At 69.4% G+C, this 25,966-nt stretch carries 8 protein-coding genes (1 of these 8 running past the window's edge); 6 read left to right on the forward strand and 2 right to left on the reverse strand.

What is annotated here, in order from left to right:
* Positions 1-20,160: the 3' portion of a non-ribosomal peptide synthase/polyketide synthase gene (locus tag ACN469_RS19310; RefSeq protein WP_498770012.1), read on the forward strand. 25,662 nt of this gene lie to the left of the window's left edge; the window shows 20,160 of its 45,822 coding nt (coding positions 25,663-45,822); the start codon falls outside the window, past its left edge; it ends in the stop codon at positions 20,158-20,160.
* A gap of 54 nt (positions 20,161-20,214) precedes the next feature.
* Here ACN469_RS19310 and ACN469_RS19315 read toward each other — a convergent pair whose 3' ends face one another.
* Positions 20,215-21,435 carry a M56 family metallopeptidase gene (locus ACN469_RS19315; RefSeq protein ID WP_498770014.1) on the reverse strand — a complete coding sequence of 407 codons (1,221 nt, stop codon included), beginning with the start codon at positions 21,433-21,435 and terminating at the stop codon, positions 20,215-20,217.
* A 424-nt stretch (positions 21,436-21,859) separates the two neighbouring features.
* On the opposite strand from ACN469_RS19315, the gene ACN469_RS19320 reads away from it, so the two are divergent.
* From ACN469_RS19320 to ACN469_RS19330, 3 genes are all read left to right on the forward strand, one after another.
* Positions 21,860-22,303 carry a hypothetical protein gene (locus tag ACN469_RS19320; protein WP_498770016.1) on the forward strand — a complete coding sequence of 148 codons (444 nt, stop codon included), beginning with the start codon at positions 21,860-21,862 and terminating at the stop codon, positions 22,301-22,303.
* A 188-nt stretch (positions 22,304-22,491) separates the two neighbouring features.
* Positions 22,492-23,031 carry a DUF1801 domain-containing protein gene (locus ACN469_RS19325; protein WP_498770018.1) on the forward strand — a complete coding sequence of 180 codons (540 nt, stop codon included), beginning with the start codon at positions 22,492-22,494 and terminating at the stop codon, positions 23,029-23,031.
* A gap of 107 nt (positions 23,032-23,138) precedes the next feature.
* Positions 23,139-24,128, forward strand: a complete 990-nt coding sequence (locus ACN469_RS19330) for an aldo/keto reductase (protein ID WP_498770020.1) — start codon at positions 23,139-23,141, stop codon at positions 24,126-24,128.
* Positions 24,129-24,136: 8 nt separating this feature from the next.
* Here ACN469_RS19330 and ACN469_RS19335 read toward each other — a convergent pair whose 3' ends face one another.
* Positions 24,137-24,541 carry a RidA family protein gene (locus ACN469_RS19335; protein WP_498770022.1) on the reverse strand — a complete coding sequence of 135 codons (405 nt, stop codon included), beginning with the start codon at positions 24,539-24,541 and terminating at the stop codon, positions 24,137-24,139.
* Positions 24,542-24,651: 110 nt separating this feature from the next.
* On the opposite strand from ACN469_RS19335, the gene ACN469_RS19340 reads away from it, so the two are divergent.
* Together ACN469_RS19340 and ACN469_RS19345 are read left to right on the forward strand one after the other, a co-directional pair.
* The gene (locus ACN469_RS19340; protein WP_498770024.1) at positions 24,652-25,557 is read left to right on the forward strand and encodes a LysR family transcriptional regulator; all 906 of its coding nucleotides are present in this window, start codon (positions 24,652-24,654) and stop codon (positions 25,555-25,557) included.
* Positions 25,554-25,966 (forward strand): alpha/beta hydrolase (locus tag ACN469_RS19345; protein WP_498770026.1); only part of this gene is annotated, 413 nt, incomplete at its 3' end. The genes ACN469_RS19340 and ACN469_RS19345, both read left to right, overlap by 4 nt.

A 25,966-nucleotide genomic window follows, 5' to 3' on the forward strand; every position in this document is an offset into this window, starting at 1 on the left:
GGCATCACCCGTCTGGTGATGAGCGGCGACTTCATCCACTTCGGTCCCGAGGAGGTCTTCCTCCAGCTCGCGCCCATCTCGTTCGACGCCTCGACGCTGGAGGTCTGGGGCGCGCTGCTCCATGGCGCCCGCCTGGTCCTCTTCCCGCCTCACACGCCCACTCTGGAAGAGCTGGGCGCGGTGCTGGTGCGCCACCGCATCACCACCCTGTGGCTGACCGCGGCCCTCTTCGAGCAGATGGCGATTCATCAGCCCGAGGCCCTGGCCTCCGTGCGCCAGGTGCTGGCGGGAGGCGACGTGCTGCCCGTGCGGCGCGTGCGCGAGCACCTGTCGCGCATGGCTCCCGACGCGGTGCTCGTCAACGGCTACGGCCCCACGGAGAACACGACCTTCACGGCGTGCCACCGGTTGGAGTCGGGCGCCGTCGTCGGCGCCTCCGTGCCCATTGGCCGCCCCATCTCCAACACCCGCGTCTACGTGTTGGATGAGCGGTTCGAGCCGGTGCTCCCCGGAGCGCCGGGCGAGCTGTTCACCGGAGGAGATGGACTGGCCTGGGGCTACCTCGGCCGTCCGGACCTCACCGCCGAGCGCTTCGTCCCTCATCCGTTCAACCCGGGAGAGCGCCTCTACCGCACGGGCGACAAGGTGCGCTGGCGGGACGACGGCGCGCTGGAGTTCCTCGGCCGCACGGACTTCCAGGTCAAGGTGCGCGGCTTCCGAATCGAGCCGGGCGAGGTGGAGAGCGTCCTGCGGCTGCACGCCAGCGTGAGCGAGGCCATCGTCGTGGTGCGCGAGGACGCGCCCGGCGACAAGCGCCTGGTGGCTTATGTCGTGGCCCCCGACGTCGACGTGGCGGGGCTGAAGGACTTCCTGCGCCAGAAGCTGCCCGAGTACATGGTGCCCTCGGCCCTGGTGTGCCTGGAGTCCCTGCCGCTGACGCCGAACGGCAAGGTGGACCGCAGGGCCCTGCCGGCACCGGAGCTGGAGGGCTCGGGCGCCGACGCCTTCATGACGCCCGTCGGTGCCACCGAAGTGGCGCTGGCCGGCATCTTCTCCGACGTGCTCGGTGTCCAGCGTGTCGGGCGGAATGACGACTTCTTCGAGCTGGGCGGACACTCGCTCCTCGCCACCCAGGTCGTCTCCCGCATCCGGGCGACGTTCGACCTGGAGCTGGCCCTGCGTGAGCTGTTCGAGTCCCCGACGCTCTCCGCGCTGGCCGGGCAAGTGGATGCCCTGCGCCTGGAGCGGCGAGGCCTGGGTCTGCCTCCGCTCGTGCCCGTGCCTCGCACGGACGCGCTGCCGTTGTCCTTCGCGCAGCAGCGCCTGTGGTTCATCGACCAGTTGGAGCCGGGCAGCCCCCTGTACAACATGCCCTCCGCGCTCCGGCTGGTGGGCGTGCTGGACGTGGAGGCGCTGGAGCGCTCCATCTCCGACGTGGTGGAGCGCCACGAGGCGCTGCGCACCACCTTCGCCTCACGCGACGGTGAGCCCGTGCAGCACATCCACCCGGCCACGCCCGTGCTGTTGCCGGTGGTGGACCTGAGCTCCCTGCCCGCCGCCGAGCGCGAGGCCGAGGTGCTCCGCCGTGCCCGCGAGGAGGCCCTTCAGCCCTTCGACCTCACCACGGGTCCGCTCTTCCGCGTCACGCTGCTGCGCGTGGAGGCGCGGGAGCACGTGTTGCTGTCGACGATGCATCACATCGTCTCCGACGGCTGGTCCACGGGCGTGCTGGTGCGAGAGCTGGGCGCCCTCTATGCGGCGCACCTGTCCGGAACCCGCGCGGAGCTGCCGCCGCTGCCCGTGCAGTACGCCGACTTCGCGGCCTGGCAGCGTGGCTGGCTGCGCGACGAGGCGCTCCACACGCGCCTGGGCTACTGGAAGCGACAGCTCGAAGGCGCTCCGGCGCTGTTGGAGCTGACCACCGACAGGCCCCGTCCGGCCGTCCAGACGCGCAACGCCGCTCAGCGCGCCGTCGTGCTGTCGACGGACCTCTCCGACGCCATCAAGGCCTTGTCCCAGCAGCACGGCGCCACGCCCTTCATGACGCTGCTGGCCGCGTTCCAGGTGCTCCTCGCGCGCTACTCCGGCCAGGACGACATCGTCGTCGGCTCGCCCATCGCAGGGCGCAACCGAGGAGAGACCGAGGGCCTCATCGGCTTCTTCGTCAACACCCTGGCGCTGCGCGCGCGGCTGGAGCCACACGCCTCCTTCGCCTCGCTGCTGACGCAGGTGAAGCGCACCACGCTGGAGGCCTTCGACCACCAGGACGTGCCCTTCGAGAAGCTCATCGAGGAGCTGCAGCCCGAGCGCAGCCTCAGCTACTCACCGCTGTTCCAGGTCATGTTCTCGGTGCTCAACACCCCCATGGGTGCATTGGAGTTGCCAGGGCTGCGGCTGGAGGGCCTGGGGGACAACGAGATGCCCCTCAAGTTCGACCTGGACCTCTCCCTGGTGGAGACGCCGGCGGGCTTCGTGGGCTCGCTCGACTACAACGTCGACCTGTTCGACAACGCCACCATGGAGCGAATGGTGGAGCACCTGCTCACCCTGCTCCGCGCGGTCGTGGCGAACCCCGAGCAGTCGCTCTCCGCCCTGCCGTTGATGGACGAGGCCGAGCTGCATCGTGTCCTCCGGGAGTGGAACGACACCTCGGCGCCCGTCCCCGAGGACGCCTGCGTCCACCACCAGCTCTCCGCCCAGGCCGCCCTCACCCCGGACGCGCTCGCCGTCGTCTCCGACACAGGCTCGCTCACGTTCGCGCAGCTCGATGCGCGCTCCCACCTCCTCGCCGCGCACCTGCGCTCGTTGGGCGTGAAGCCCGGGACGCTCGTGGCACTGTGCATGGAGCGCTCGCTGGAGGTGCCCGTCGCCGTCTTCGGTGTGCTCAAGGCCGGTGGCGCCTACGTGCCGCTGGACCCGGCCTACCCGCGCGAGCGGCTGGCCTTCATGCTCCAGGACACCTCCGCTCCGGTGCTGCTCACCCAGCGTCACCTCGTCGGAGTGCTGCCCGAAGGTCCCTCCGTGGTGTGCCTCGACTCCGGATGGGAGGCCAGGCTGCCCGACGCGAAGGCACCCCTGAGCGAACAGGTGCCCTCCGAGAGCGCGGCGTACGTCATCTACACGTCGGGCAGCACGGGTCGGCCCAAGGGCACCGTGTTGACCCATCGCTCACTCTCCAACCACGCCGCGTGGATGCGCTCCCGGTTCGACCTGGGGCCTGGTGAGCGGCCACTGCTGCTCACCTCCCTCAGCTTCGACGTGTCCGTCTCCGAGCTGTTCGCCACGCTCCTGTCCGGCTCGACGCTGGTCGTCGCGCCGCTCGAGGCGCACCGCGACCCGTCCCTCCTGTTGGAGACCGTGGTGCGACACCACGTCACCGTGCTCCAGGTGGTGCCGTCGTTGCTGAGAGTCCTGCTGGAGGAGCCCGGACTGCGCGGCGCCACGAGCCTGCGCCGCATCATCTCCGGCGGCGAGGCGCTGCCGGCGGACCTGCCGCCCCGCGTGCGCGAGGTGCTGCCGCGCGTGAGCCTGGACAACAACTACGGCCCGACGGAGGCCACCATCGACGCCACCTCGTGGGCGGTCGAGCCCTTCACCGGGCCCGTGTCTCCCATCGGTCGGCCCATGGCCAACGCCCAGGCCTATGTCCTGGACGCGGACCTGCGGCCAGTCCCCACCAGCGTGCCCGGCGAGCTGTACCTGGGTGGCGCCGGTCTGGCGCGCGGCTACCTGCACCAGCCCCACCTCACCGCCGAGCGGTTCCTCCCCGACCCCTTCGCCGCCAGCCCCGGCGCTCGCCTCTACCGCACCGGAGACAAGGTGCGGTGGCGGGCGGATGGCACCCTCGACTACCTGGGCCGCATCGACTTCCAGGTGAAGCTGCGCGGCCTGCGCATCGAGCTGGGTGAAGTGGAAGCCGCCCTCCTTCGACAGCCGGGAGTCCAGGAGGCCGCCGTGCTGGTGCGCGATGACCTGCTGGTCTCCTACGTGGTGCCACGAGCGGGGAGCACGCTCGAGGCCACGGAGCTCCGGCAAGGACTGCTGACGGGCCTGCCGGAGTACATGGTGCCCGCGGCCTTCGTGGTGCTGAATGCGCTGCCCCTCACGCCGAACGGCAAGCTGGACCGCAAGGCGCTGCCCGCGCTGGACGCGCATGTCGACTCGGAGTCCTCGTGGATTGCTCCGCGCACGCCCACGGAGAAGACGGTGGCGGAGCTGATGGCCGCCATCCTCCGCGTCCAGCAGGTGGGAGCGGAGGACAGCTTCTTCACCCTGGGCGGCCACTCGCTGCTCGCCACCCAGCTCGCCTCGCGCATCCGGACAGCGTTCCGGGTGGACCTGCCCCTGCGCGCCCTCTTCGAGGACCCCACCGTGGCGGGCCTCGCCGCGCGCATCGACGCCAGTCGGGGAGAGACGACTCCGGGGGTGCCGCCCCTGGTGCCCGTGCCTCGCACGGAGGCGTTGCCGCTCTCTTTCTCCCAGCAGCGCCTGTGGTTCATCGACCAGCTCTCCCCGGGCACACCGCTCTTCAACCTGCCCACTGCGCTGCGCGTGGAGGGGGCCCTGGATGTCGGAGCGCTGGAGCATGCCTTCAATGCCCTGGTGAACCGTCACGAGGTGCTGCGCACCACCTTCGCCGTGCGCGACGGTGAGCCCGTGCAGCGCATCCGTCCCGCCTCGGGCTTCAACATGCCCGTGGTGGACCTGAGCGCGCTGTCCGAAGAGGAGCGACAGGCGCGGACCCAGGCCCTCATCGAGGCGGACGCCCTCGCTTCGTTCAACCTCTCGACGGGGCCGCTCCTGCGAGCCTCGTTGCTGAAGCATGGCGCGCGGGCCCACGTGCTCCTGGTGACGATGCACCACATCGTCTCCGACGCGTGGTCCACGGGCGTCCTCGTGCGCGAGCTGGCCACGCTGTACGTGGCCCGGACCACGGGCACCCCGGACAGGCTGCCCCTGCTGCCCGTGCAGTACGCCGACTATGCGGCGTGGCAGCGCTCCTGGCTGCGTGGAGACGTGCTCCAGCGCCAGCTCGACTTCTGGAAGGAGCACCTCTCTGGCTCCTCGGGTGTGCTCGAGTTGCCCACGGACAGGCCCCGTCCGGCCATCCAGTCCCACAAGGGCACCCTCCTCCCCGTCGAGCTGACGGGCGGGCTGAGCGCCTCCGTGCGCGCGCTGGCCCAGCGCGAGGGCGTCACGCCGTTCATGGTGCTGCTCGCGGCCTGGCAGCTCGTCCTCTCCCGCTACGCCGGGCAGGACGACATCTCGGTCGGCTTCCCCATCGCCAACCGACAGCAGGGGGAGACGGAGGGCCTCATCGGCTTCTTCGTCAACACGCTCGTCCTGCGCTCGCGCATCGACGCCCGTGGCTCGTTCCTCCAGCTCCTCGCCCACGTGAGGAGTTCAACGCTGGCCGCGTACCAGCACCAGGACATCCCCTTCGAGAAGCTCGTCGAGGGACTCCAGCCCCAGCGCGACCTCGCTCGCAGCCCGCTCTTCCAGGCGACCCTCACCCTCCAGAACACCCCCGTCGAGGCCGCCCAGCTCCCGGGGCTCTCCTTCTCGCCGCTCACCGCGCACGTCACCACGTCGCAGTACGAGGTCAGCCTCCTTTTGGAAGAGGGGCCCCAGGGCTTCTCCGGCGCCCTCAACTACAACACCGACCTCTTCGATGCGGACACGGTGACGCGGCTGATGCGCCACTACGCCGTGCTGCTGGAGGCAGTCACCGCCGCGCCGGAGCGCCCGCTGGGCCTCGTGTCGCTGCTGTCCTCCGAGGAGCGGCACCAGGTCCTCGTGCGGTGGAACGCCGCCGCCACGGAGTACCCGCGTGACGCGACCATCCACCAGCTCTTCGCCCGCCAGTCCGCGCTCACGCCGAACCTCGTCGCCGTCGAGTCCGAGGACGCGAGCCTCACGTACGCGCAGCTCGAAGCGCGCGCGAACCGGCTCGCCCATCATCTTCGCGGCCTGGGTGTGCAGCCCGGCAGCCGCGTCGCCGTGCACCTGAAGCGCTCCGTGGACCTCGTGGTCGCGCTGCTGGGCACCCTCAAGGCGGGAGCCGCCTACGTCCCGCTGGATGCCACCTGGCCGACCGAGCGCATGGCGTGGGTCCTGCGCCAGTCCTCCGCCGCCGTGCTGCTGACGGAGTCCTCGGTGGCGGACGAGCTGCCGGAGCTGGGCGTCGTGCTCGTCGTCCTGGACGAAGAGGCCGCGCATATCGCCCGCCAGCCGGACTCGGCTCTGGAGGTGCCCGCGAGCGCGGACGCCCTGGCCTACGTCATGTTCACCTCGGGGAGCACCGGCGAGCCCAAGGGCGTCTCCGTACCGCACCGGGGAGTCGTCCGACTCGTGCAGCCCCAGGGCGTCATCCGCTTCGGGCCCGACGAGGTCTGGCTCCAGGCGGCCCCGGTCGCCTTCGACGCCTCCACCCTTGAGCTGTGGGGCGCGCTGCTGCACGGCGCCCGGCTCGTCCTCGCACCTGCTGGCGCGCTGTCCCTGGAGGAGCTGGGAGCGCTGCTCGCGCGACACCGCGTCTCCTCGCTCTGGCTCACCGCGGCCCTCTACGAGCAGATGGTGACGTACCAGCCGCAAGCCCTGGCTGGCGTCTCCCAGGTGCTCGCGGGTGGAGACGTGCTGCCCGCGCGGCGCGTGCGTGAACACCTCGCGCTGCTGCCTCCGGGCGGCGTGCTCATCAACGGCTACGGCCCCACGGAGAACACCACGTTCTCCGCCACCCACGCCCTGCGCGCGGGGGATACGGTGGGCGACTCCGTCCCCATCGGCGGGCCGGTGCCCCACTCCTCCGCCTTCGTGTTGGACGGCTCCTTCCAGCCGGTGCCTCCCGGAGTGACGGGAGAGCTGTACGTCGGAGGCGACGGCCTCGCGTGGGGCTACCTCGGGCGGCCGGACCTCACGGCGGAGCGCTTCGTGCCCCATCCCTTCGGGGCTCCGGGCACGCGGCTCTACCGCACGGGCGACAGGGCCCGGTGGCGGCAGGATGGCACCCTGGAGTTCCAGGGCCGCGCCGACTTCCAGGTCAAGGTGCGTGGCTTCCGCATCGAGCCCGGTGAAGTGGAGAGCGCCCTGCGCCAGCACCCAGGCGTCGGTGAGGTCATCGTCGTCGTGCGCGAGGACCTGCCGGGCGACAAGCGACTCGTCGCCTACGTGGTGCCTTCGGAGCAGGGACTGGACCCGAGCGCCGTGCGCGGCTTCGTCGAGGAGCGGCTGCCCGCGTACATGGTGCCGTCGGCCATCGTCACGATGACGGAGCTGCCGCTCACGGCGAATGGCAAGGTCGACCGAAAGGCCCTCCCGCCGCCCGGAGCCAGCGCCCCGACCCAAGAGGCGCCCGAAGCGCCTCGCACCGCCACGGAAGCAGCGCTCGCGGGCATCTACGCCGAGGTGCTCGGTGTCTCGCGAGTGGGCCCGCGGGACGACTTCTTCGAGTTGGGAGGCCACTCCCTCCTCGCTACCCAGGTCGTCTCCCGCATCCGCTCCGCCTTCAACGTCGAGCTTCCGTTGCGAGAGCTCTTCGAGGCCCCCACCGTCGCCGGACTGGCGCGGTACCTGGATGCCTCGCGGCAGGAGCAGCAGGGGCTGGAAGTCCCGCCGCTGACGCCCGTGTCGCGCACGGGCGCCTTGCCGTTGTCCTTCGCGCAGCAGCGACTGTGGTTCATCGACCAGCTCGAGCCCGGCAGCGCCCTCTACAACATCCCCACGGCGCTTCGCCTCGAAGGAGCGCTCGACGTCGCATCCCTGGAGCGCGCTGTCTCCGACGTCGTCTCTCGCCACGAGGCGCTCCGCACCACCTTCGCCTCCATCGACGGACAACCGTCCCAGGTCATCCACCCCGCGGCGCCCGTCTCCATTCCGCTCATCGACCTCCAGCACCTGGAGGAAGCCGACCGCCAGGCCGAGGCTCGACGACTGACGGCGGAAGAAGTGGAGCGCCCCTTCGACCTGACCTCCGGTCCCCTGTTCCGCCTCTGCCTCGTCAAGCTGGCGGAGCGCGAGCACCTGCTCATCACCAACGTCCACCACATCGTCTCCGACGGCTGGTCCTCCGGCGTGCTGGTGCGCGAGCTGGGGACGCTCTACGCGGCGCACCTGTCCGGCGAACCCGCCGAGCTTCCGGCGCTCACCGTGCAGTACGCCGACTTCGCGGCGTGGCAGCGCGGCTGGCTGCGGGACGAGGCACTGCGGACGCGTCTGGCCTACTGGAAGCAGCAGCTCCAGGGAGCCCCCGCGCTCTTGGAGTTGCCCACCGACAGACCGCGCTCCGCCCCCGCGTCGCGTGAGGCCGCCATCCTCCCCATCTCCCTGGGGACCGAGCTCTCCGACGCCGTCAGGTCACTCGCGCAGCGCCAGGGCGCCACGCCCTTCATGACGCTGCTGGCCACCTTCCAGCTCCTCCTCTCGCGCTACTCCGGGCAGGACGACGTCTCCGTGGGCTCGCCCATCGCAGGACGCAACCGCGCGGAGACCGAGGGCCTCATCGGCTTCTTCGTCAACACGCTGGTGCTCCGCGCGCGCATCGACCCGAGCGGCTCCTTCCTGGAGCTGCTGGAGCGCGTCCGCGCCACGACGCTGGGGGCCTACGAGCATCAGGACGTGCCCTTCGAGAAGATCGTCGAGGAGCTGCAGCCCGAGCGCAGCCTCGACGTCACGCCGCTCTTCCAGGTCATGTTCTCCCTGCTGAACACGCCCATGGGAGACCTGGAGCTGCCCGGCTTGCGCCTGCTCTCCGTCGACCGAGGTGACGCACCCGCCAAGTTCGACCTCGACCTCTCCTTCGCCGAAACGCCCTCTGGCTACGAGGGCGCACTCCAGGTCGCCACCGCGCTCTTCGATCCCTCCACGGCCTCGCGCATGGTGGTGCACTTCCTCACCCTGCTCAGTGCCGCCGTGAAGCACCCGGAGGCGTCCGTCTCCACCCTGCCGCTCATGGACTCCGCCGAGCGGCACCGCCTCCTCGTGGAGTGGAACGACACCACCTCGAGCACGCGGGCCTACGTCCTCGACGCGCACCTGGAGCCCGTCCCCGTGGGAGCCCCGGGTGAGCTGTTCCTGGGCGGAGTGCACCACGCTCTCAGCTACGGGCAGGGCCCGCAAGTCACGGCCGAGCGCTTCCTCCCGGATGCGCTCAGTGGCCTGTCTGGTGCGCGCCTGTACCGCACCGGCGACAAGGTCCGCTGGCGCGCGGACGGCTCCCTGGAGCACCTGGGCCAGGTCGCCCCCCGCGCCGCGCCGCGAGACGCGCGAGGCGAACTCGGCGACGTCGAGGCCGCGCTGCGCTCCCACCCGCAGGTCCGTGAGGCCGTCGCCCTCATCCGGGAGGAGGTCCCCGGAAAGAAGCGGCTCGTCGCCTATCTCGTGCCCCAGGGTGCGCTCGACCTGACGGTGCTGCGCGCGTTCCTCAAGGAGCGGCTCGCCGAGTACCTGGTGCCGTCGTCCTTCGTGCCCCTGGCGGCGCTGCCCCGCCTGCCCGACGGAGAAGTGGACCGCGGCGCCCTGCCTCCTCCCGCGGTCATTGCCTCCGAGCAGCCCGCGTGGAGCCCGCCTTCGACTCCCACCGAGAAGATCCTGGCTCGGCTCATGTCCGAGCTCCTGGGCGTCGATCGCGTCGGAGCGAGCGACTCCTTCTTCTCGCTCGGTGGCCACTCCCTCCTCGCCACCCAGCTCGTCTCCCGTATTCGCGCGTCACTCCAGGTCGAGCTGCCGCTGCGCGCCCTCTTCGAGAGCCCCACACCGGCGACCCTGGCCGCGCGCATCGACGCCGCCTCCGAGTCGAATCCCCTGACGGCACCGCCGCTGGTGCCCGTGCCGCGCACCGGTGCGCTCCCGCTGTCCTTCGCGCAGCAGCGGCTGTGGTTCATCGACCAGCTCGAGCCCGGCAGCGCCCTCTACAACATGCCCGCCGCGCTGCGGCTGGAAGGGGCGCTGGACACCACCGCACTGGAGGCCAGCTTCGACGCCCTGGTGCGACGTCATGAGGCCCTGCGCACCACGTTCACCTCTCACGAGGGCGAGCCCGTGCAAGTCATCCGCCCGGCCCCTGCCTTCTCGCTGCCGGTCGTGGACCTGAGCGACACGCACGGGGACGAGCGTGCGACCCGGGCCCAGCGGCTCATCAACGAAGAAGCCCTCAAGCCCTTCGACCTGGCCACCGGCCCGCTCCTGCGCGCTTCGCTGCTCCGGATGGACGCGAGCGAGCACGTGCTGCTGGTGACGATGCACCACATCGTCTCCGACGGCTGGTCCATGGAAGTGCTGGTGCGCGAGCTCGTCACGCTCTACTCGGCCATGGCCACGGGCACGTCACCCGGCCTCGCGCCACTGCCGGTGCAGTACGCCGACTTCTCCGCCTGGCAGCGCGCGTGGCTGCGCGGTGAGGTGCTCCGGCGACAGCTCGACTACTGGAAGCATCAGCTCGCGGACGCGCCCGCCGTGCTGGAGCTGCCCACGGACAGGCCCCGCCCCGCGGTCCAGTCCTCCAAGGGTGGAGCCCTGCCGTTCCACCTGCCCGACGCGCTGACCTCGGCCCTGGAGTCCTTCACCCAAGCGGAAGGGGCCACGCTCTTCATGGGCGTGCTGGCCGCCTTCCAGGTTCTGATCTCGCGTTACTCCGGGCAGGACGACATCTCCGTCGGCTCGCCCATCGCAGGCCGCAACCGCGCGGAGACCGAGGGCCTCATCGGCTTCTTCGTCAACACCCTCGTCCTGCGCTCCCGCATCGAACCGCGCGCCACCTTCCGCGAGCTGCTTGCCCAGGTGCGCGCCTCGACCCTCGCCGCCTATGAGCACCAGGACGTCCCCTTCGAGAAGCTCGTCGAGGAACTCCAGCCCCAGCGCAGCCTGAGCCACTCTCCGCTCTTCCAGGTGATGCTCGCGCTCCAGAACACGCCTCGACAGGCGCTGGCGCTTCGCTCCGGACAGAGCGGGCTCGAAGCACTGAAGCTCACTCCGATGGAGGCGGAGGGGCTGGCGGCGAAGTTCGACCTCTCGCTCTCGCTCGCCAGGACGTCTCAAGGCCTCGGTGGAGCGTTCGACTTCCGCGTGGAGTTGTTCGACGAGCGGACCGTCGCGCGCCTGGCGGAGCACTTCATCACCCTGCTGAAGGCCGTGGTCACCGCGCCCGATGCGGAGCTGGGCTCGCGGTCACTCCTCTCCGACGCGGAGCGGGAGCAGGTCCTCGTGGCGTGGAACGACACGCACCGGGCGCTGCCGTGGGAAGGCGCGCTGCACGAGCGAATCGAAGCCCAGGCCGCGCGCACGCCCGATGTGCTGGCGGTCCTCGACGACACGACGTCGCTCACCTTCGAGCAGCTCGACCGGCAGGCCAACAGGCTCGCCCACTGGCTGCGCGCTCGCGGCGTCAGGCCCGAGTCCCGCGTCGCCCTCTGCATGGAGCGCGGCGTCGACATGATTGTCGCCGTCCTGGGCATCCTCAAGGCGGGCGGCGCTTACGTCCCCCTGGACCCCGCCCATCCTCGCGAGCGGCTCGCCTTCGTGCTCCGAGATTCCGGCGTCACGCTCGTCCTCACGCAGCAGCTCCTCGCCGAGCGGCTGGAGGCGTCGTCCGTCAAGGTCATCCGCCTGGATGACCCGAGCGTGACCAAGATGCTCTCCGGTGAGGCAGACACGCCGCCGGCTCGTGTCTCTTCTCCACAGCACCTCGCCTACGTCATCTACACGTCGGGAAGCACCGGCCATCCGAAGGGCGTGATGATTCAGCACGCCTCCGTGATGAACCTGCGCGCGGCCCTCGCGGCCACGGCGCTCGCCGGAATGGAAGGCCCGCTGCGTGTCAGCCTCAATGCGCCGCTGGCGTTCGATGCCTCCGTCCAGCAGCTCGTCCAGCTCTCCGATGGCCACACCTTGTGCGTGGTGCCCCAGGCCGTCCGCCAGGACGCGGCCCTCCTGGTGGCCTGGGTGGAGAAGCACCACGTCGACGTGCTCGACTGCGCGCCTTCCCATCTGCGGGCGCTGCTCGGAGAAGGACTGGCCTCCAGTCGCTCCCTGCGCGTCCTCGTCGGCGGTGAGGCCGTGGACGACGCTCTCTGGGAGAAGCTCGCCACCCACTCGCGCATCACCGCATTCAACGTCTACGGCCCCACCGAGTGCACGGTGGACTCCACGACCCGTGCCGTGCGCGTCGCGTCGCGTCCTTCGCTTGGCACGCCGCTGGCCAATGTGCGGGCGTACGTCTTGGATGCCCATTTCCAGCCTGTCCCCGTCGGTATCCCAGGAGAGCTGTTCCTGGCAGGCGACGGCCTGGCGCGTGGCTACCTCGCACACCCCGCCCTCACCGCGGAGCGCTTCCTCCCCAATCCGTTCAGCTCCGTTCCTGGCGCGCGCATGTACCGCACGGGCGACAAGGTGCGCTGGCTCCCCAATGGAGAGCTCGCGTTCCTCGGCCGCCTCGACTTCCAGGTGAAGCTGCGCGGCTTCCGGATTGAGTTGGGTGAAATCGAGGCCACCCTCTCCCGCCACCCGGACGTCCGTGAAGCCCTCGTGCTCGTGCGCGAGGACGTGCCCGGCGACCAACGCCTCGTCGCCTACTTCACCTCGCACTCGCTCCGGCCCGAGCCCGCCGCCCTTCGCGCCTTCCTCGCCAAGAGACTCCCGGCCTACGAGGTCCCCGGCGCGCTCATGGCCCTGGAGTCCTTCCCGTTGACGCCCAACGGAAAGGTGGACCGCAAGGCCCTGCCTTCACCCGATGCGACACCCGGCGCCGACTCCTTCGTCGCCCCGCTCACGCTCACCGAGGTGCGCCTCGCCGCCCTCTGGGCCGACGTCCTGCGGCTCCCCTCCGTGGGCCGGCATGACCACTTCTTCGAGCGAGGCGGCCACTCGCTGTTGGCCACGCAGTTGATGGCGCGCATCCGCTCCATCTTCGCGTTGGAGCTGCCCCTGCGCGCGCTCTTCGAGGCGCCGACCCTCGAACAGCTCGCCCTCCGCGTCGAGCGCGCCACCGAGACAACCTCTCTCCCGCCGCTGCTTCCCGCACCGCGAGACGGCGCGTCGTTGCCGCTCTCCTTCGCGCAGCAGCGCCTCTGGTTCCTTGAGCAGCTCCAGCCGGGAACCCCTACCTACAACATGCCTGCGGCCCTCCGCCTCGAGGGACCTCTCGACGTCGCCTCGCTCCAGCGCGCATTCTCCGAGCTCATCCGCCGCCACGAAGCCCTCCGCACCTCCCTCGTCGAGGACAACGGCTCACCGTTCCAGCTCATCGCCCCCCCGTCGTCCTTCTCGCTCCCCATGGAGGACCTCTCCTCTGTCGAGGAGCGTGAAGTCGTAGCCCGTGAGCGAGCGCACCAGGATGCCGTGCGCCCCTTCGACTTGAGTCGCGGCCCCTTGCTCCGCGCCTCACTGCTGCGCCTCGCGCCCCAGCAACACCTGCTTCTCCTCAACCTCCACCACGCCGTCTCCGATGGCTGGTCCATGGGTCTGCTCGTCCGGGAAGTCACTTCTCTCTACGAGGCCTATCGCCAGGGCCTCCCGTCTCCCCTTCCCGAGCTGCCCCTCCAGTACGCCGACTACGCCGTCTGGCAGCGCCAGTGGCTCAAGGACGATGTGCTCGCCCGCCAGGTGGCCTGGTGGAAGCACCAGCTCGCCGGGGCACCCGCTGTCCTCGACCTGCCCACCGACTTCCCTCGGCCTCCGCTCCAGTCCTTCCACGGTCGCACCGTCGACTTCCAGCTCCCCCAGGCCCTCTCCCGCGCCGTGGAAGCCTTCTGCAAGCAGGAGGGCGCCACCCTCTTCATGGGCATGCTGACCGCCTTCCAGCTCCTGCTCTCGCGCTACTCGGGGCAGGACGACGTCTCCGTCGGATCACCCATCGCCGGACGCAGGGCTTCCGAGCTGGAGGGCCTCATCGGCTTCTTCGTCAACACGCTGGTGCTCCGCGCGCGCATCGACCCGCACGCCACCTTCCGTGAGCTGCTCTCCCAGGTGCGTGCCTCCGCGCTCACCGCCTACGAGCACCAGGACGTCCCCTTCGAGAAGCTCGTCGAAGAGCTCCAGCCGCAACGCAGCCTGAGCCACTCGCCACTCTTCCAGGTGATGTTCACCCTCCAGAACACCCCCACGGGCCCTCTGGAGGCCGGTGAAGGCACAGCCTCCGCGCTGCGCCTGGAGCCTGTCGCGCCCGACGTGCGGTCCACCCACTTCGACCTGACGCTCTCGCTCGCGGAGACGCCGGAGGGCTTGTCAGGCGCACTGACCTATCGGACTGACTTGTTCGAGGAGCCCACCATCACTCGCATGGCGGAACACTTCGCCACGCTGCTGGAAGCCGTCATCCGCGCGCCCGAGACACACGTGGGCGAGCTGCCGCTGATGCCCGTCACCGAGCGCCAACAGGTGCTGACGCGCTGGAACGACACCCACCGCGAGCTGCCCTGGGAGGGCGCCATTCACGAACGGATGGAGGCCCAAGTCCTGCGGACTCCCGACGCCCTGGCCATCTTCGAGGACAGCGGCTCGCTCACCTTCGACGTGTTCAACCGCCGCGTGAACCAACTGGCGCACTGGCTGCGCTCACGGGGAGTCGGACCCGAGGTCCGCGTCGCCCTCTGCATGGAGCGTGGCGCCGACGTGCTCGTCGCGCTCTTCGCCATCCTCAAGACTGGTGGTGCCTACGTCCCCACGGACCCGACGCACCCGCGCGAGCGCCTCACCTTCATCCTCCAGGACTCCAGCGCGCGCCTCGTCCTCACACAGCGCCACCTGGCCGAGCGGCTCGAAACGCCGGGCATGCAGGTCGTGTCCCTGGACGACCCCCACGTCACCGAAGCGCTGAGCCGAGAGCCCGAGAGCAATCCGACACGAGTCACGTCACCCGAGAACCTCGCCTACGTCATCTACACCTCGGGCAGCACCGGCCGGCCCAAGGGCGTGATGATTCAGCACGCCTCTGTGATGAACCTGCGCGCGGCCCTCGCGGCCACGGCGCTCGCCGGACTGGAGGGGCCTCTGCGCGTCAGCCTCAACGCTCCGCTGGCGTTCGATGCCTCCGTCCAGCAGCTCGTCCAGCTCTCCGATGGCCACACCTTGTGCGTGGTGCCCCAGGCAGTCCGCCAGGACGCAGCCCTCCTGGTGAACTGGGTGGAGAAGCACCACGTCGACGTGCTCGACTGCGCGCCTTCCCATCTGCGGGCGCTGCTCGGTGAGGGACTGGCCTCCAGTCGCTCCCTGCGCGTCCTCGTCGGCGGTGAGGCCGTGGACGACGCTCTTTGGGAGAAGCTCGCCACCCACCCGCGCATCACCGCCTTCAACGTCTACGGCCCCACCGAGTGCACGGTGGACTCCACGACCCGTACGGTGCGAGGCGCCTCGCGGCCTTCGCTTGGCACGCCGCTGGCCAATGTGCGGGCGTACGTCTTGGATGCCCACTTCCAGCCTGTCCCCGTGGGCGTCCCCGGAGAGCTCTTCCTGGCAGGCGATGGCCTGGCGCGTGGCTACCTCGCGCACCCGTCCCTCACCGCGGAGCGCTTCCTCCCCAATCCGTTCAGCTCCGTTCCCGGCGCGCGCATGTACCGCACGGGCGACAAGGTGCGCTGGCTTCCCAATGGAGAGCTCGCGTTCCTCGGCCGCCTCGACTTCCAGGTGAAGCTGCGCGGCTTCCGGATTGAGTTGGGTGAAATCGAAGCCACCCTCTCCCGCCACCCGGACGTCCGTGAAGCCCTCGTGCTCGTGCGAGAGGACGTGCCCGGCGACCAACGCCTCGTCGCCTACTTCACCTCGCACTCACTCCCGCCCGAGCCCGCCGCCCTCCGCGCCTTCCTCGCGGAAACGCTCCCCGCCTACGAGGTCCCCGGTGTGCTCGTGGCCTTGCAGACCTTCCCACTGACGCCCAACGGCAAGGTGGACCGCAAGGCCCTGCCTTCGCCCGATGCGACACCCGGCGCCGACTCCTTCGCCATTCCGCTCACGCCCACCGAGGTGCGCCTCGCATCTCTCTGGGCCGACGTCCTCCGCCTGCCCTCCGTGGGCCGTCATGACCACTTCTTCGAGCGCGGCGGCCATTCGCTGTTGGCCACCCAGTTGATGGCGCGCATCCGCTCCGCCTTCTCGCTGGAGCTGCCCCTTCGTGCCCTCTTCGAGGCGCCGACCCTCGAACAGCTTGCCCTCCGTGTCGAGCTCGCCACCGAGACAGCCTCTCTCCCGCCGCTGCTCCCCGCACCGCGAGACGGCGCGTCGTTGCCGCTCTCCTTCGCGCAGCAGCGCCTCTGGTTCCTCGAACAGCTCCAGCCCGGCACACCCACGTACAACATGCCCGCGGCCCTCCGCCTCGAGGGTCATCTCGACGTCGCCGCGCTCCAGCGCGCCTTCTCCGAGCTCATCCGCCGTCACGAAGCCCTCCGCACCTCCTTCGTCGAGGACAACGGCACACCGTTCCAGCTCATCTCACCCCCGACCCTCTTCACCCTCTCGCTGGAAGACCTCTCCTCCTCCGAAGAGCGTGAGGCTCTCGCCCGCGAGCGGGCACAACAGGACGCAGCCCGTCCCTTCGACTTGAGTCGCGGCCCCTTGCTCCGCGCCTCACTGCTGCGCCTCGCGCCCCAGCAGCACGTCCTGCTCCTCAACCTCCATCACGCCGTCTCCGACGGTTGGTCCATGGGTCTGCTCGTCCGGGAAGTCACTTCCCTCTACGAGGCCTATCGCCAGGGCCTCCCGTCTCCCTTTCCCGAGCTGCCCCTCCAGTACGCCGACTACGCCGTCTGGCAGCGCCAGTGGCTCAAGGACGATGTGCTCGCCCGTCAGGTGGCCTGGTGGCATCGCCAGCTCGCCGAGGCACCCGCTGTCCTCGACCTGCCCACCGACTTCCCTCGGCCTCCGCTCCAGTCCTTCCACGGCCGCACCGTCGGCTTCCAGCTCCCCCAGGCTCTCTCCCGCGCCGTGGAAGCCTTCTGCAAGCAAGAGGGCGCCACCCTCTTCATGGGAATGCTGACCGCCTTCCAGCTCCTGCTCTCGCGCTACTCAGGTCAGGACGACGTCTCCGTCGGCTCGCCCATCGCCGGACGCAGGGCTTCCGAGTTGGAGGGCCTCATCGGCTTCTTCGTCAACACGCTGGTGCTCCGCGCGCGCATCGACCCGCGCGCCTCCTTCCGTGAGCTGCTCTCCCAGGTGCGCGCCTCCACCCTCGCCGCCTACGAGCACCAGGACGTCCCCTTCGAGAAGCTCGTCGAGGAACTCCAGCCCCAGCGCAGCCTCAGCTACTCGCCACTCTTCCAGGTGATGTTCACCCTCCAGAACACCACCCTGGAGGCTGGTGAAAGCTCCACGGCCCTGAGCGTCGAGCCCGTCGCCTCCGACGTGCGGTCCACTCACTTCGACCTGACGCTCTCGCTCGCGGAGACGCCGGAGGGCTTGTCAGGCGCACTGACCTATCGGACTGACTTGTTCGAGGAGCCCACCATCACTCGCATGGCGGAACACTTCGCCACGCTGCTGGAAGCCGTCATCCGCGCGCCCGAGACACACGTGGGCGAGCTGCCGCTGATGCCCGTCACCGAGCGCCAACAGGTGCTGACGCGCTGGAACGACACCCACCGCGAGCTGTCCTGGGAGGGCGCCATCCACGAGCGGCTGGAGGCCCAAGTCCTGCGGACTCCCAACGCCCTGGCCATCTTCGAGGACAGCGGCACGCTCTCCTTCGACGTGTTCAACCGCCGCGTGAACCAACTGGCGCACTGGCTGCGCTCACGGGGAGTCGGACCCGAAGTCCGCGTCGCCCTCTGCATGGAGCGTGGCGCCGACGTGCTCGTCGCGCTCTTCGCCATCCTCAAGGCCGGTGGCGCGTACGTCCCCACGGACCCGACGTACCCGCGTGAGCGCCTCACCTTCATCCTCCAGGACTCCAGCGCGCGCCTCGTCCTCACACAGCGCCACCTGGCCGAGCGGCTCGAAACGCCGGGCATGCAGGTCGTGTCCCTGGACGACCCCCGCGTCACCGAAGCGCTGAGCCGAGAGCCCGAGAGCAACCCGACACGAGTCACGTCACCCGAGAACCTCGCCTACGTCATCTACACCTCGGGCAGCACCGGCCGGCCCAAGGGCGCCATGATTCAGCACGGCTCCGTGATGAACCTGCGTGTCGCCCTCGCCGAGAGGGTGTTCTCGAAGGGAGAGGGCCCGCTGCGGCTCGCCATCAACGCTCCGCTGGCGTTCGATGCCTCCGTCCAGATGCTCGTCCACCTGACGGACGGCCATGCACTGGGTCTCGTGCCCCAGGCCGAGCGACAGGACACGGCCCAGCTGTGCGCCTGGGTGGAGAAGCACGGCATCGACATGATGGACTGCTCACCCTCGCACCTGCGCCTGCTCCTGGACGAGGGGCTGGCCGCGCATCGCCGCCTGCGCGTGCTCGTGGGCGGAGAGGCCATCGAGGCAGCCCTCTGGGAGAAGCTCGCCACCCACGAGCACCTCGAGGCCTTCAACGCCTACGGCCCCACCGAGTGCACGGTGGAAGCCTCCTGCCACCCGATACGCGGAACACCCCGGCCGGTCCTCGGCCCCCCGCTCATCAACATCCAGACGCACGTCCTCGACGCGCGCATGCAGCCCGTTCCCGTGGGCGTCCCCGGAGAGCTCTTCCTCGGAGGCGCGAGCGTCGGACGGGGCTACCTCGACAGGCCCGAGCTCACCGCCGAGCGGTTCCTCCCGGACCCGTTCTCGTCCTCGCCCGGCGCCCGCCTCTATCGCACGGGCGACAAGGTCCGTAGGTTGGACACCGGTGAGTTCGAGTACCTCGGCCGCTTCGACTTCCAGGTGAAGCTGCGCGGCTTCCGGATTGAGTTGGGCGAAATCGAAGCCACGCTGGAAGCCATCGCTGGCGTCCGCCGCGCCGTCGTCCTCGCGCGGGAAGACCGTCCCGGAGACAAGCGCCTCGTCGGCTACCTCGTCACTGACGAAGGCCGTGCCCTGGACCTCTCGGCCGTGCGTGAGCGGCTGCACCAGTCGCTCCCCGAGCACATGGTGCCCTCCGCCTTCGTCTTCCTGGCGGCGCTCCCGCTCAACTCCAACGACAAGGTGGACCGGAAGGCCCTGCCCGCTCCGGACACGCTCGACACGAGCATCGAGTACGTCGCCCCGCGCAACCCCAGCGAGCAGACCGTCGCGGCGCTCTGGAGGGAGCTGCTCGGCGCGAGGAAGGTCGGCGCCACCGATGACTTCTTCGCCCTGGGTGGTCACTCCCTGCTCGCCGTACGCATGATGGCGCTGCTGCGTGAGCGGTTGGGTGTCTCGCTGCCGGTGTCCGCGCTCTTCCAGGCCTCCACCGTGGAGCGCCTGGCCCGACGGCTGGAGCAGCGGGAGCAGGGCCCACGGCCCACTCCCAACCTCGTGCGCCTGGACACGGGGACCTCCACGGAGCGGCCCCTCTTCCTCGTCCACGGCGGCGGAGGCACTGTGCTGGGCTACACCGAGCTCGTCCGCGGGCTCGGCACGCAGCGGCCCATCTACGGCCTGTCCGCGTCCGGGCTGGACGGCGGCGAGCTGCCCGAGTCCTCCGTGGAGGCCCTGGCGCGCGACTACCTCGCACAGCTCCGCACGGTGCAGCCGCAAGGCCCCTACCTCCTGGGAGGCTGGTCCTTCGGCGGCGGCGTGGCCCACGAGATGGCGCGACAGCTCGAGGCCACGGGTGAGCAGGTGGACCTGCTGGTGCTCTTCGACAGCCACGCTCCCACCCGGCAGCCGCTGCCCGCGCCCGACACCCTCGCGCTGCTCGCGGGCTTCGGTCAGATGCTCGGCGTGTCCTGGCGAGACCTCTCGCTGGAGGTAGAGCGGCTGGAGCACCTGGGAGCACGCGAGGTGCTGGCCCAGGTGCTGCCACGGCTGCGGCTCGCCGCTCCGTCCTTGCACACACTGGGACTCGACGCGGCCGTGCGGCTCTTCAATGTCTACCAGCGCCTCACCGAGGCCCAGCGTCACCACGTGCCCGGAGGTGTCTACACGGGCCAGACGGTGCTCTTCCGCGCCACCAGGGCGCCTGACGAAGCCCCAGTGCAAGAGGACCTCGGCTGGCGCGAGTGGCTCACCGGAAGTCTCACGGTGCACGACGTCGCCGGCGACCACTTCACGATGTTGAGCGCACCGGGAATCTCCAAGCTGATGGAGCAGCTCGCTCGCGACCTGGAGGATGCGTCCTCGTGATGTGATTCACACCGGGCCCGGGCCATGAGCCCGGGCCCGCTTGCGGGACTTCCTTCAGCACCTATCGGCTCGCTCAGGTGCCCAAAGCGCCTCATCGGGTGTCCACGGAAGCTTGGGCGGAACCGGAACCGGGACAGTCTCCGGGCTCGGTGCGGCAGGCGGCGCGGGAGGGGTAATCGCCGCCGTCACTTCTGGGGCGACGACAGCCGGAGCCGCGAGCTCCTGGGCGGACGAGTCCGAGCGAGCCCGCTGCGACTCGGGCTGCTCGCGCGCGACCAGTTGGAATGGCAGGAGGACCGCGAGGCCAAGAAGCAGCAGCGCCGCTCGCAACGAAGTCCGGCGTCGCGGAGTGGAGACATCGACGTGTTCCAGCATGGACAACCTCCTGTGCAGCGTGTGGATGTGAGCTGAGGCACCGAGCGCCGCGGCGGTGCCTTGGGTGCGGGTGACGCCAAAGGCGAGGAGGAGCTGTCCATAGTCACCGGGCGCGGCCCCCGTGAGGCGGAGGGCCTCGGCATCACAGGCCTCCTCTCGTGCCAGCGCATACTCCCGGGCTGTCGTGCGCACGAGTGGGTGGAAGAAGAGGACGCTCTCCGCGAGTGCCGGCACCCAGCCGAGCCACAGGTCGCGGCGCTGGAAGTGAGCCAGCTCATGCGCCAAGGCCATCCGCAGTGCGTCCAAGTCCAGGCACTGGACCCCCTGCGCGGGCAGCACGACCACCGGTGAGAACATCCCCATGGCGAGAGGGCTCGTCACCTCTTCGGACATCAGGAGACAGGGCACCCGGCGCAGTCCCGCGGCGGCGGAGAGTTCGCGGAGGGACTGTTCGATGTCTGGTTGACGCAGGGGCGTCGCGAGAACGCGCAGGCGGCGCATGGAGTTCCAGGCCCGCACATGGCCCTTGAGCTGCCAGACCACTCCCAACCCCCACGCAACGAGCAGCACCGTCGCGCCCACCTGTCGCCAGGGCACCGCGTCGCGCCTGGGAGCCACGGGGTGCGAGGCGGCCAGGCGCTCCCCCATCGACTCCACTCGCGCCGGAGCCGGCGTGGGCAAAAGAGGAAGCTGCACCGGGCTCAGCGTCCCCAGGGACAGCACGAACTTGAGCGAGACCAGCCACCACAGTCCCGCGCGCAGGGCGGAGGGCATGCGCGGCACCGCGCGGGTCAGCGCCCAGACGAGGACGGCCCACGGCGCCCCCTGCCAGGAAGCCCGCCACAGACCATCCAGTGCGGAGAATCCCCAGCCAAAGTCCGTCAGCCATTCGCTACCCATGGGCTCCCTCCTTCCCCTTCGTCCGCGGCAGCTCCACCACCCGCTCTTGCTCCCCCACGTTCTTCATGGACCCTTCTCATTGACTACACCTGTAGTCAGAAGGTACGCGTGACTACAGCCGTAGTCAAGTCGTCCCGCGCGCCACCTGACACGGCGCTTCAACGTCAACCAGTCCCTCACTCAAGGTTGAGCGCACCCCCGGTCTCCTTCTGACTGGCTGGCTCCCAACGTGCTCCCCTTGGCTTCCAAATGCAGCCGAGCTAAGAGCGCCAAATGTTCCGTCTCAGCTCGCGACTGTTGCGCTCGTTACGCGCCCTGCTTGGCAACGACAGCCAACAAAGTGCCGCCGAGCAGTTCTGGAGATGGTTCCGGCGCAACGCGGCCCGGCTCTCTCAATTCGAGAAGGACCGAGAGCGCATTTTTGGTGAAGAACGGCAGCCGCGAGATTGCAATCAGCGCGGATGGTATCAAGAAACATTTTGCGACAGTGCAAGCACTCGTGTCCGCAGCACCCCAGATCCCCGGATGGAGTGTGGTTGCCTTCCGGCAGCGAAAAGGCGCGGCCAGCATCGTGCACCTGGGCGGTCTTTCACTCGCCCCTGGTGACGTGTGGTTCAGAGTGGAAGCGCAGCCGAGCCAGCCGGTAAGCCTCTACCTTTACATCCGCGACTTCGTTCAGGGCGAACGCATGCGCTTCGCTGCTGCCGTGTACCTCCTGCTGGATGATGTCCTGGGGGAGTACGATGTCGAGACGAAGGTCGGCGGCATCGACTTCGAGGCGTTGCCCCAGAGTCCCGAAGAGCACGGCCTGCGTCCGCTTCCCGACCTGGCCACGGTGATTGACGGAATCTTCTCTCCCGAGCCATAGCGCAAAGAGGACGAGCGCTCCCAGCAGTCGCCAGAAGAGCCGCGATGGAAGGTTGGCGCCCCCGGAGAAGAAGCAACCCATCCCGCTAGAATAGAGCCATCAGCTCGCGGGTGCTCGACGTGAAGGTTGACCTGCTTCGTCGTTCCCGCGTAGCACCTTGAGCTCCAAGTCACCCCTGGAGTGGCACAATGGCCGGCAAGACCACCAAGAAGACGACGAAGGCCGCGAAGAAGACCGTCGCGAAGAAGACCGTCGCCAAGCCGCGCGCCACGAAGACAGCCAAGCCGCGCACGGCGGCCGCCAAGGCATCGACCCCCAAGTCCTCGCCGCCGCGCCTCCTCTCGGGTGGCAATCCTCAAATCGCGAAGGGCTACGGCGATGCGCCCGTGCAGGCCTACATCGCGGCCATGCCGGGCTGGAAACGCGACCTCGGAGCCCGCCTCGACGCGCTCATCACGCGGACCGTCCCCGGCGTGAGCAAGGCGGTCAAATGGAACACGCCGCTGTATGGAGTCGAGGACCAGGGCTGGTTCCTGGGCATCCATTGCTTCGCGAAGTACGTCAAGGTCGCCTTTCTCAACGGCAGCTCGCTGCGCCCCCTTCCTCCCGGCGAGTCCAAGACTCCGAACACGCGCTACCTCGACCTTCGCGAGGATGACGCGCTCGACGAAGCCCAGTTCACCGCATGGGTGAAGCAGGCCAGCAAATTGCCTGGCGAACGCATGTAAGCGGCCGGCGGGGCCCCCGTCGAAGCGCCGGGGAACGGGAACACTTGTCATCATGTCGCGGCCTGCCTCTCGTGCCCGTCGCGCGAGAGCCGGCGAGAGGATGGACCATGCAGAAGCGCAGACTTGGGAAGAGCAACCTCGAGGTATCGGCCATCGGCTTTGGCTGCATGGGCCTGAACTTCGCCTATGGGCCGGCGATGGCGCGCAAGGATGCCATCGCGCTGCTGCGTGCCGCCGTCGAGCGCGGCGTCACCTTCTTCGACACCGCGGAAGCCTACGGCCCCTTCACCAACGAGGAGCTGGTGGGCGAGGCGCTCGCGCCCGTCCGCGACCAGGTGGTCATCGCCACCAAGTTCGGCTTCAGCTACGACGCGAAGGGCAAGCAGGTGGGCAACGACAGCCGGCCCGAGAACATCCGGCGTGTCGCCGAAGCCTCGCTCAAGCGATTGAAGACCGACCGCATCGACCTCTTCTACCAGCACCGCGTGGACCCGGAGGTGCCCATCGAGGAGGTCGCGGGCACGGTGAAGGAGCTCATCCAACAGGGCAAGGTGGGCCACTTCGGCATGTCGGAGGCGGGCATGAAGACCCTCCGCCGCGCGCACGCGGTGCAGCCCGTCACGGCGCTGCAGAGTGAATACTCGCTCTGGTTCCGCAAGCCCGAGGAGGAGGTCATCCCGACGCTGGAGGAGCTGGGCATCGGCTTCGTCCCCTTCAGCCCGCTGGGCAGGGGATTCCTCACCGGCACGATTGACGAGAAGACCCCCTTCGCCAAGGGAGACTTCCGCAACACCGTGCCGCGCTTCACCCAGCAGGCACGCAAAGCCAACCAGCTGTTCGTGGACTTCATCGGCCAGGTGGCGAAGCAGAAGAACGCCACTCCCGCCCAGGTCGCCCTCGCCTGGCTGCTCGCGCGCAAGCCCTGGATGGTGCCCATCCCGGGGACGACCAAGCTGCACCGTCTGGAGGAGAACCTGGGGGCGGCGGAGCTCCAGCTCGCGCCGGACGAACTGCGGAACATCGACGACGAGGCCGCGCGCATCACCGTGCAAGGCGAGCGCTATACCGAAGCCATGGAGAAGCGCACGGGCCTCTGAGGTCGACGTCAGCCCACGACCGCGGTCGCCTCAATCTCCACGAGGACCCCTGGCTCGAAGAGCACGGAGACGCCAATCAGCGAGGCCGGCGCCGGCACAAGCTTCAACTCCTCGGAGACCCGTGCGACGCCAGCCAGGAAGTCGGGCATCAGCTCGCGCTTCCAGTCGACCACATAGAACGTCAGTCGAACGACGTCACTGAACGTCGCCCCCGCCGCCGCGAGGGCAATGGCGACGTTGCGATAGGCCTGCGCCACCTGTCCCGCCAGGTCTCCCCGCGCGACGAGCTGTCCCTCGGCGTCATACGCAACCTGTCCCGCGATGTGCACCTGCCGGGTGCCCGTGGCAATCGCCACCTGTCGGTACACGTCGGTCTTCAAGAGTCCGTCGGGGTTGAGCAAGGTGACGGGCATGAGCGGTCTCCAGTAGGCGGTGAGAGGTGATTGCCGGACTCGTATACCGAGTCCATTGACGAACGGCGTTCCCCACTCCAGCGATGCGGGGGCTACAATGTCTGGCCACGATGAAACGCGCCCAGATGGATGAAATCTTCACCTTCATGTCCGTCGTGGAAGCGGGCAGCTTCGTGGGGGGAGGTCGGGCCATCGGACTGACGCGCTCGGCGGCTGGCAAGGCCTTGGTCCGGTTGGAGGCCCGCCTCGGAGTGCGCCTGCTGAATCGGACGACGCGCCACCTCAGCCTCACCGACGAGGGCCGCACCTTCCATCAGCACTGCCTGCGAGTCCTGGCGGCACTGGACGATGCGGAAGCCAGCGTCGGGCAGCGAACGGGCAAGCCCCGTGGGGTCCTGCGGCTCACCCTGCCCGGCGCCTTCGGCAGGCTGCTCGTGCTCCCCTTGCTGCGGGACTATCTGCGGACCTGGCCCGAGGTGCAGGCGGAGGTGAGCTTCAGTGATCGCGTCGCGGACATCATCGAAGAGGGCTACGACCTGGCCGTGCGCATCAATGTCACCAGCACCGACACGCGCCTGGTCTCCCGAGTCGTGGCGCAACACCGCGTGGTCGTCTGCGCCGCGCCCTCCTACCTCGATGCGCGTGGCAAACCCGAGACGCTGGAGGAGCTCGCGACGCATGAGTGTCTGCTCTTCAGCAGCCGGACGCGACGACAGCGCTGGCGCCTGCGCCAGAAGGGCGGCGCGTGGGTGATGGTGGAGGGCAAGAGCCGCCTTCGGCTCGACAGTGGCGAGGCGATTCGAGACGCGGCCGTCGCGGGACTGGGCATCGCCTATCTTCCCGACTTCCTGATCGACGAGGACCTGGCGAGCGGGAGGCTCGAGGCGCTGCTACCGTCCTGCGAGACGGAGTTCGTCCCCATCATGGCGCTCTACCCGAACAAGCGGCACCTGCCCGCGAAGGTGCGGCGCTTCATCGACCTGATGGCCGAGCAATGGAAAGTGAGAGCCTCATGAATCGTCGCGACCTGATGAAGACCGCCCTGGTGGGCGCGGGCATGCTCCCGATGCAAGCCTCCCTCGCCGCCACACCCGAGCGGAGCAAGCGGCCCCGTCGCGCGTTCCTCCTGGTGCATGGTGCCTGGCACAACGCCCTCCACTGGACGCGCGTCACGGAGGCGCTCTCCGCGCGGGGCCATCAGGTGGTGGCCATCAACCTGCCCGGGCACGGCCTCAATGCGCGCTTCCCCACGGCCTACGTGACGGGCAACGCGGCGAACCTCCTCGAGGAGCGCTCACCGCAGGCGGAGGTCACGATGGAAGACTGCGCCACCGCCGTGGTCGCCGCGCTGGAGAAGCTGCGCCAGGGGGCTGGCGGAATGAAGCCCGTCCTCGTGGGCCACAGCGTGGGCGGCGCCGTCATCAC

Origin of the sequence: Corallococcus terminator (assembly GCF_049194865.1) — a bacterium.
GTDB classification, from domain to species: domain Bacteria; phylum Myxococcota; class Myxococcia; order Myxococcales; family Myxococcaceae; genus Myxococcus; species Myxococcus terminator_A.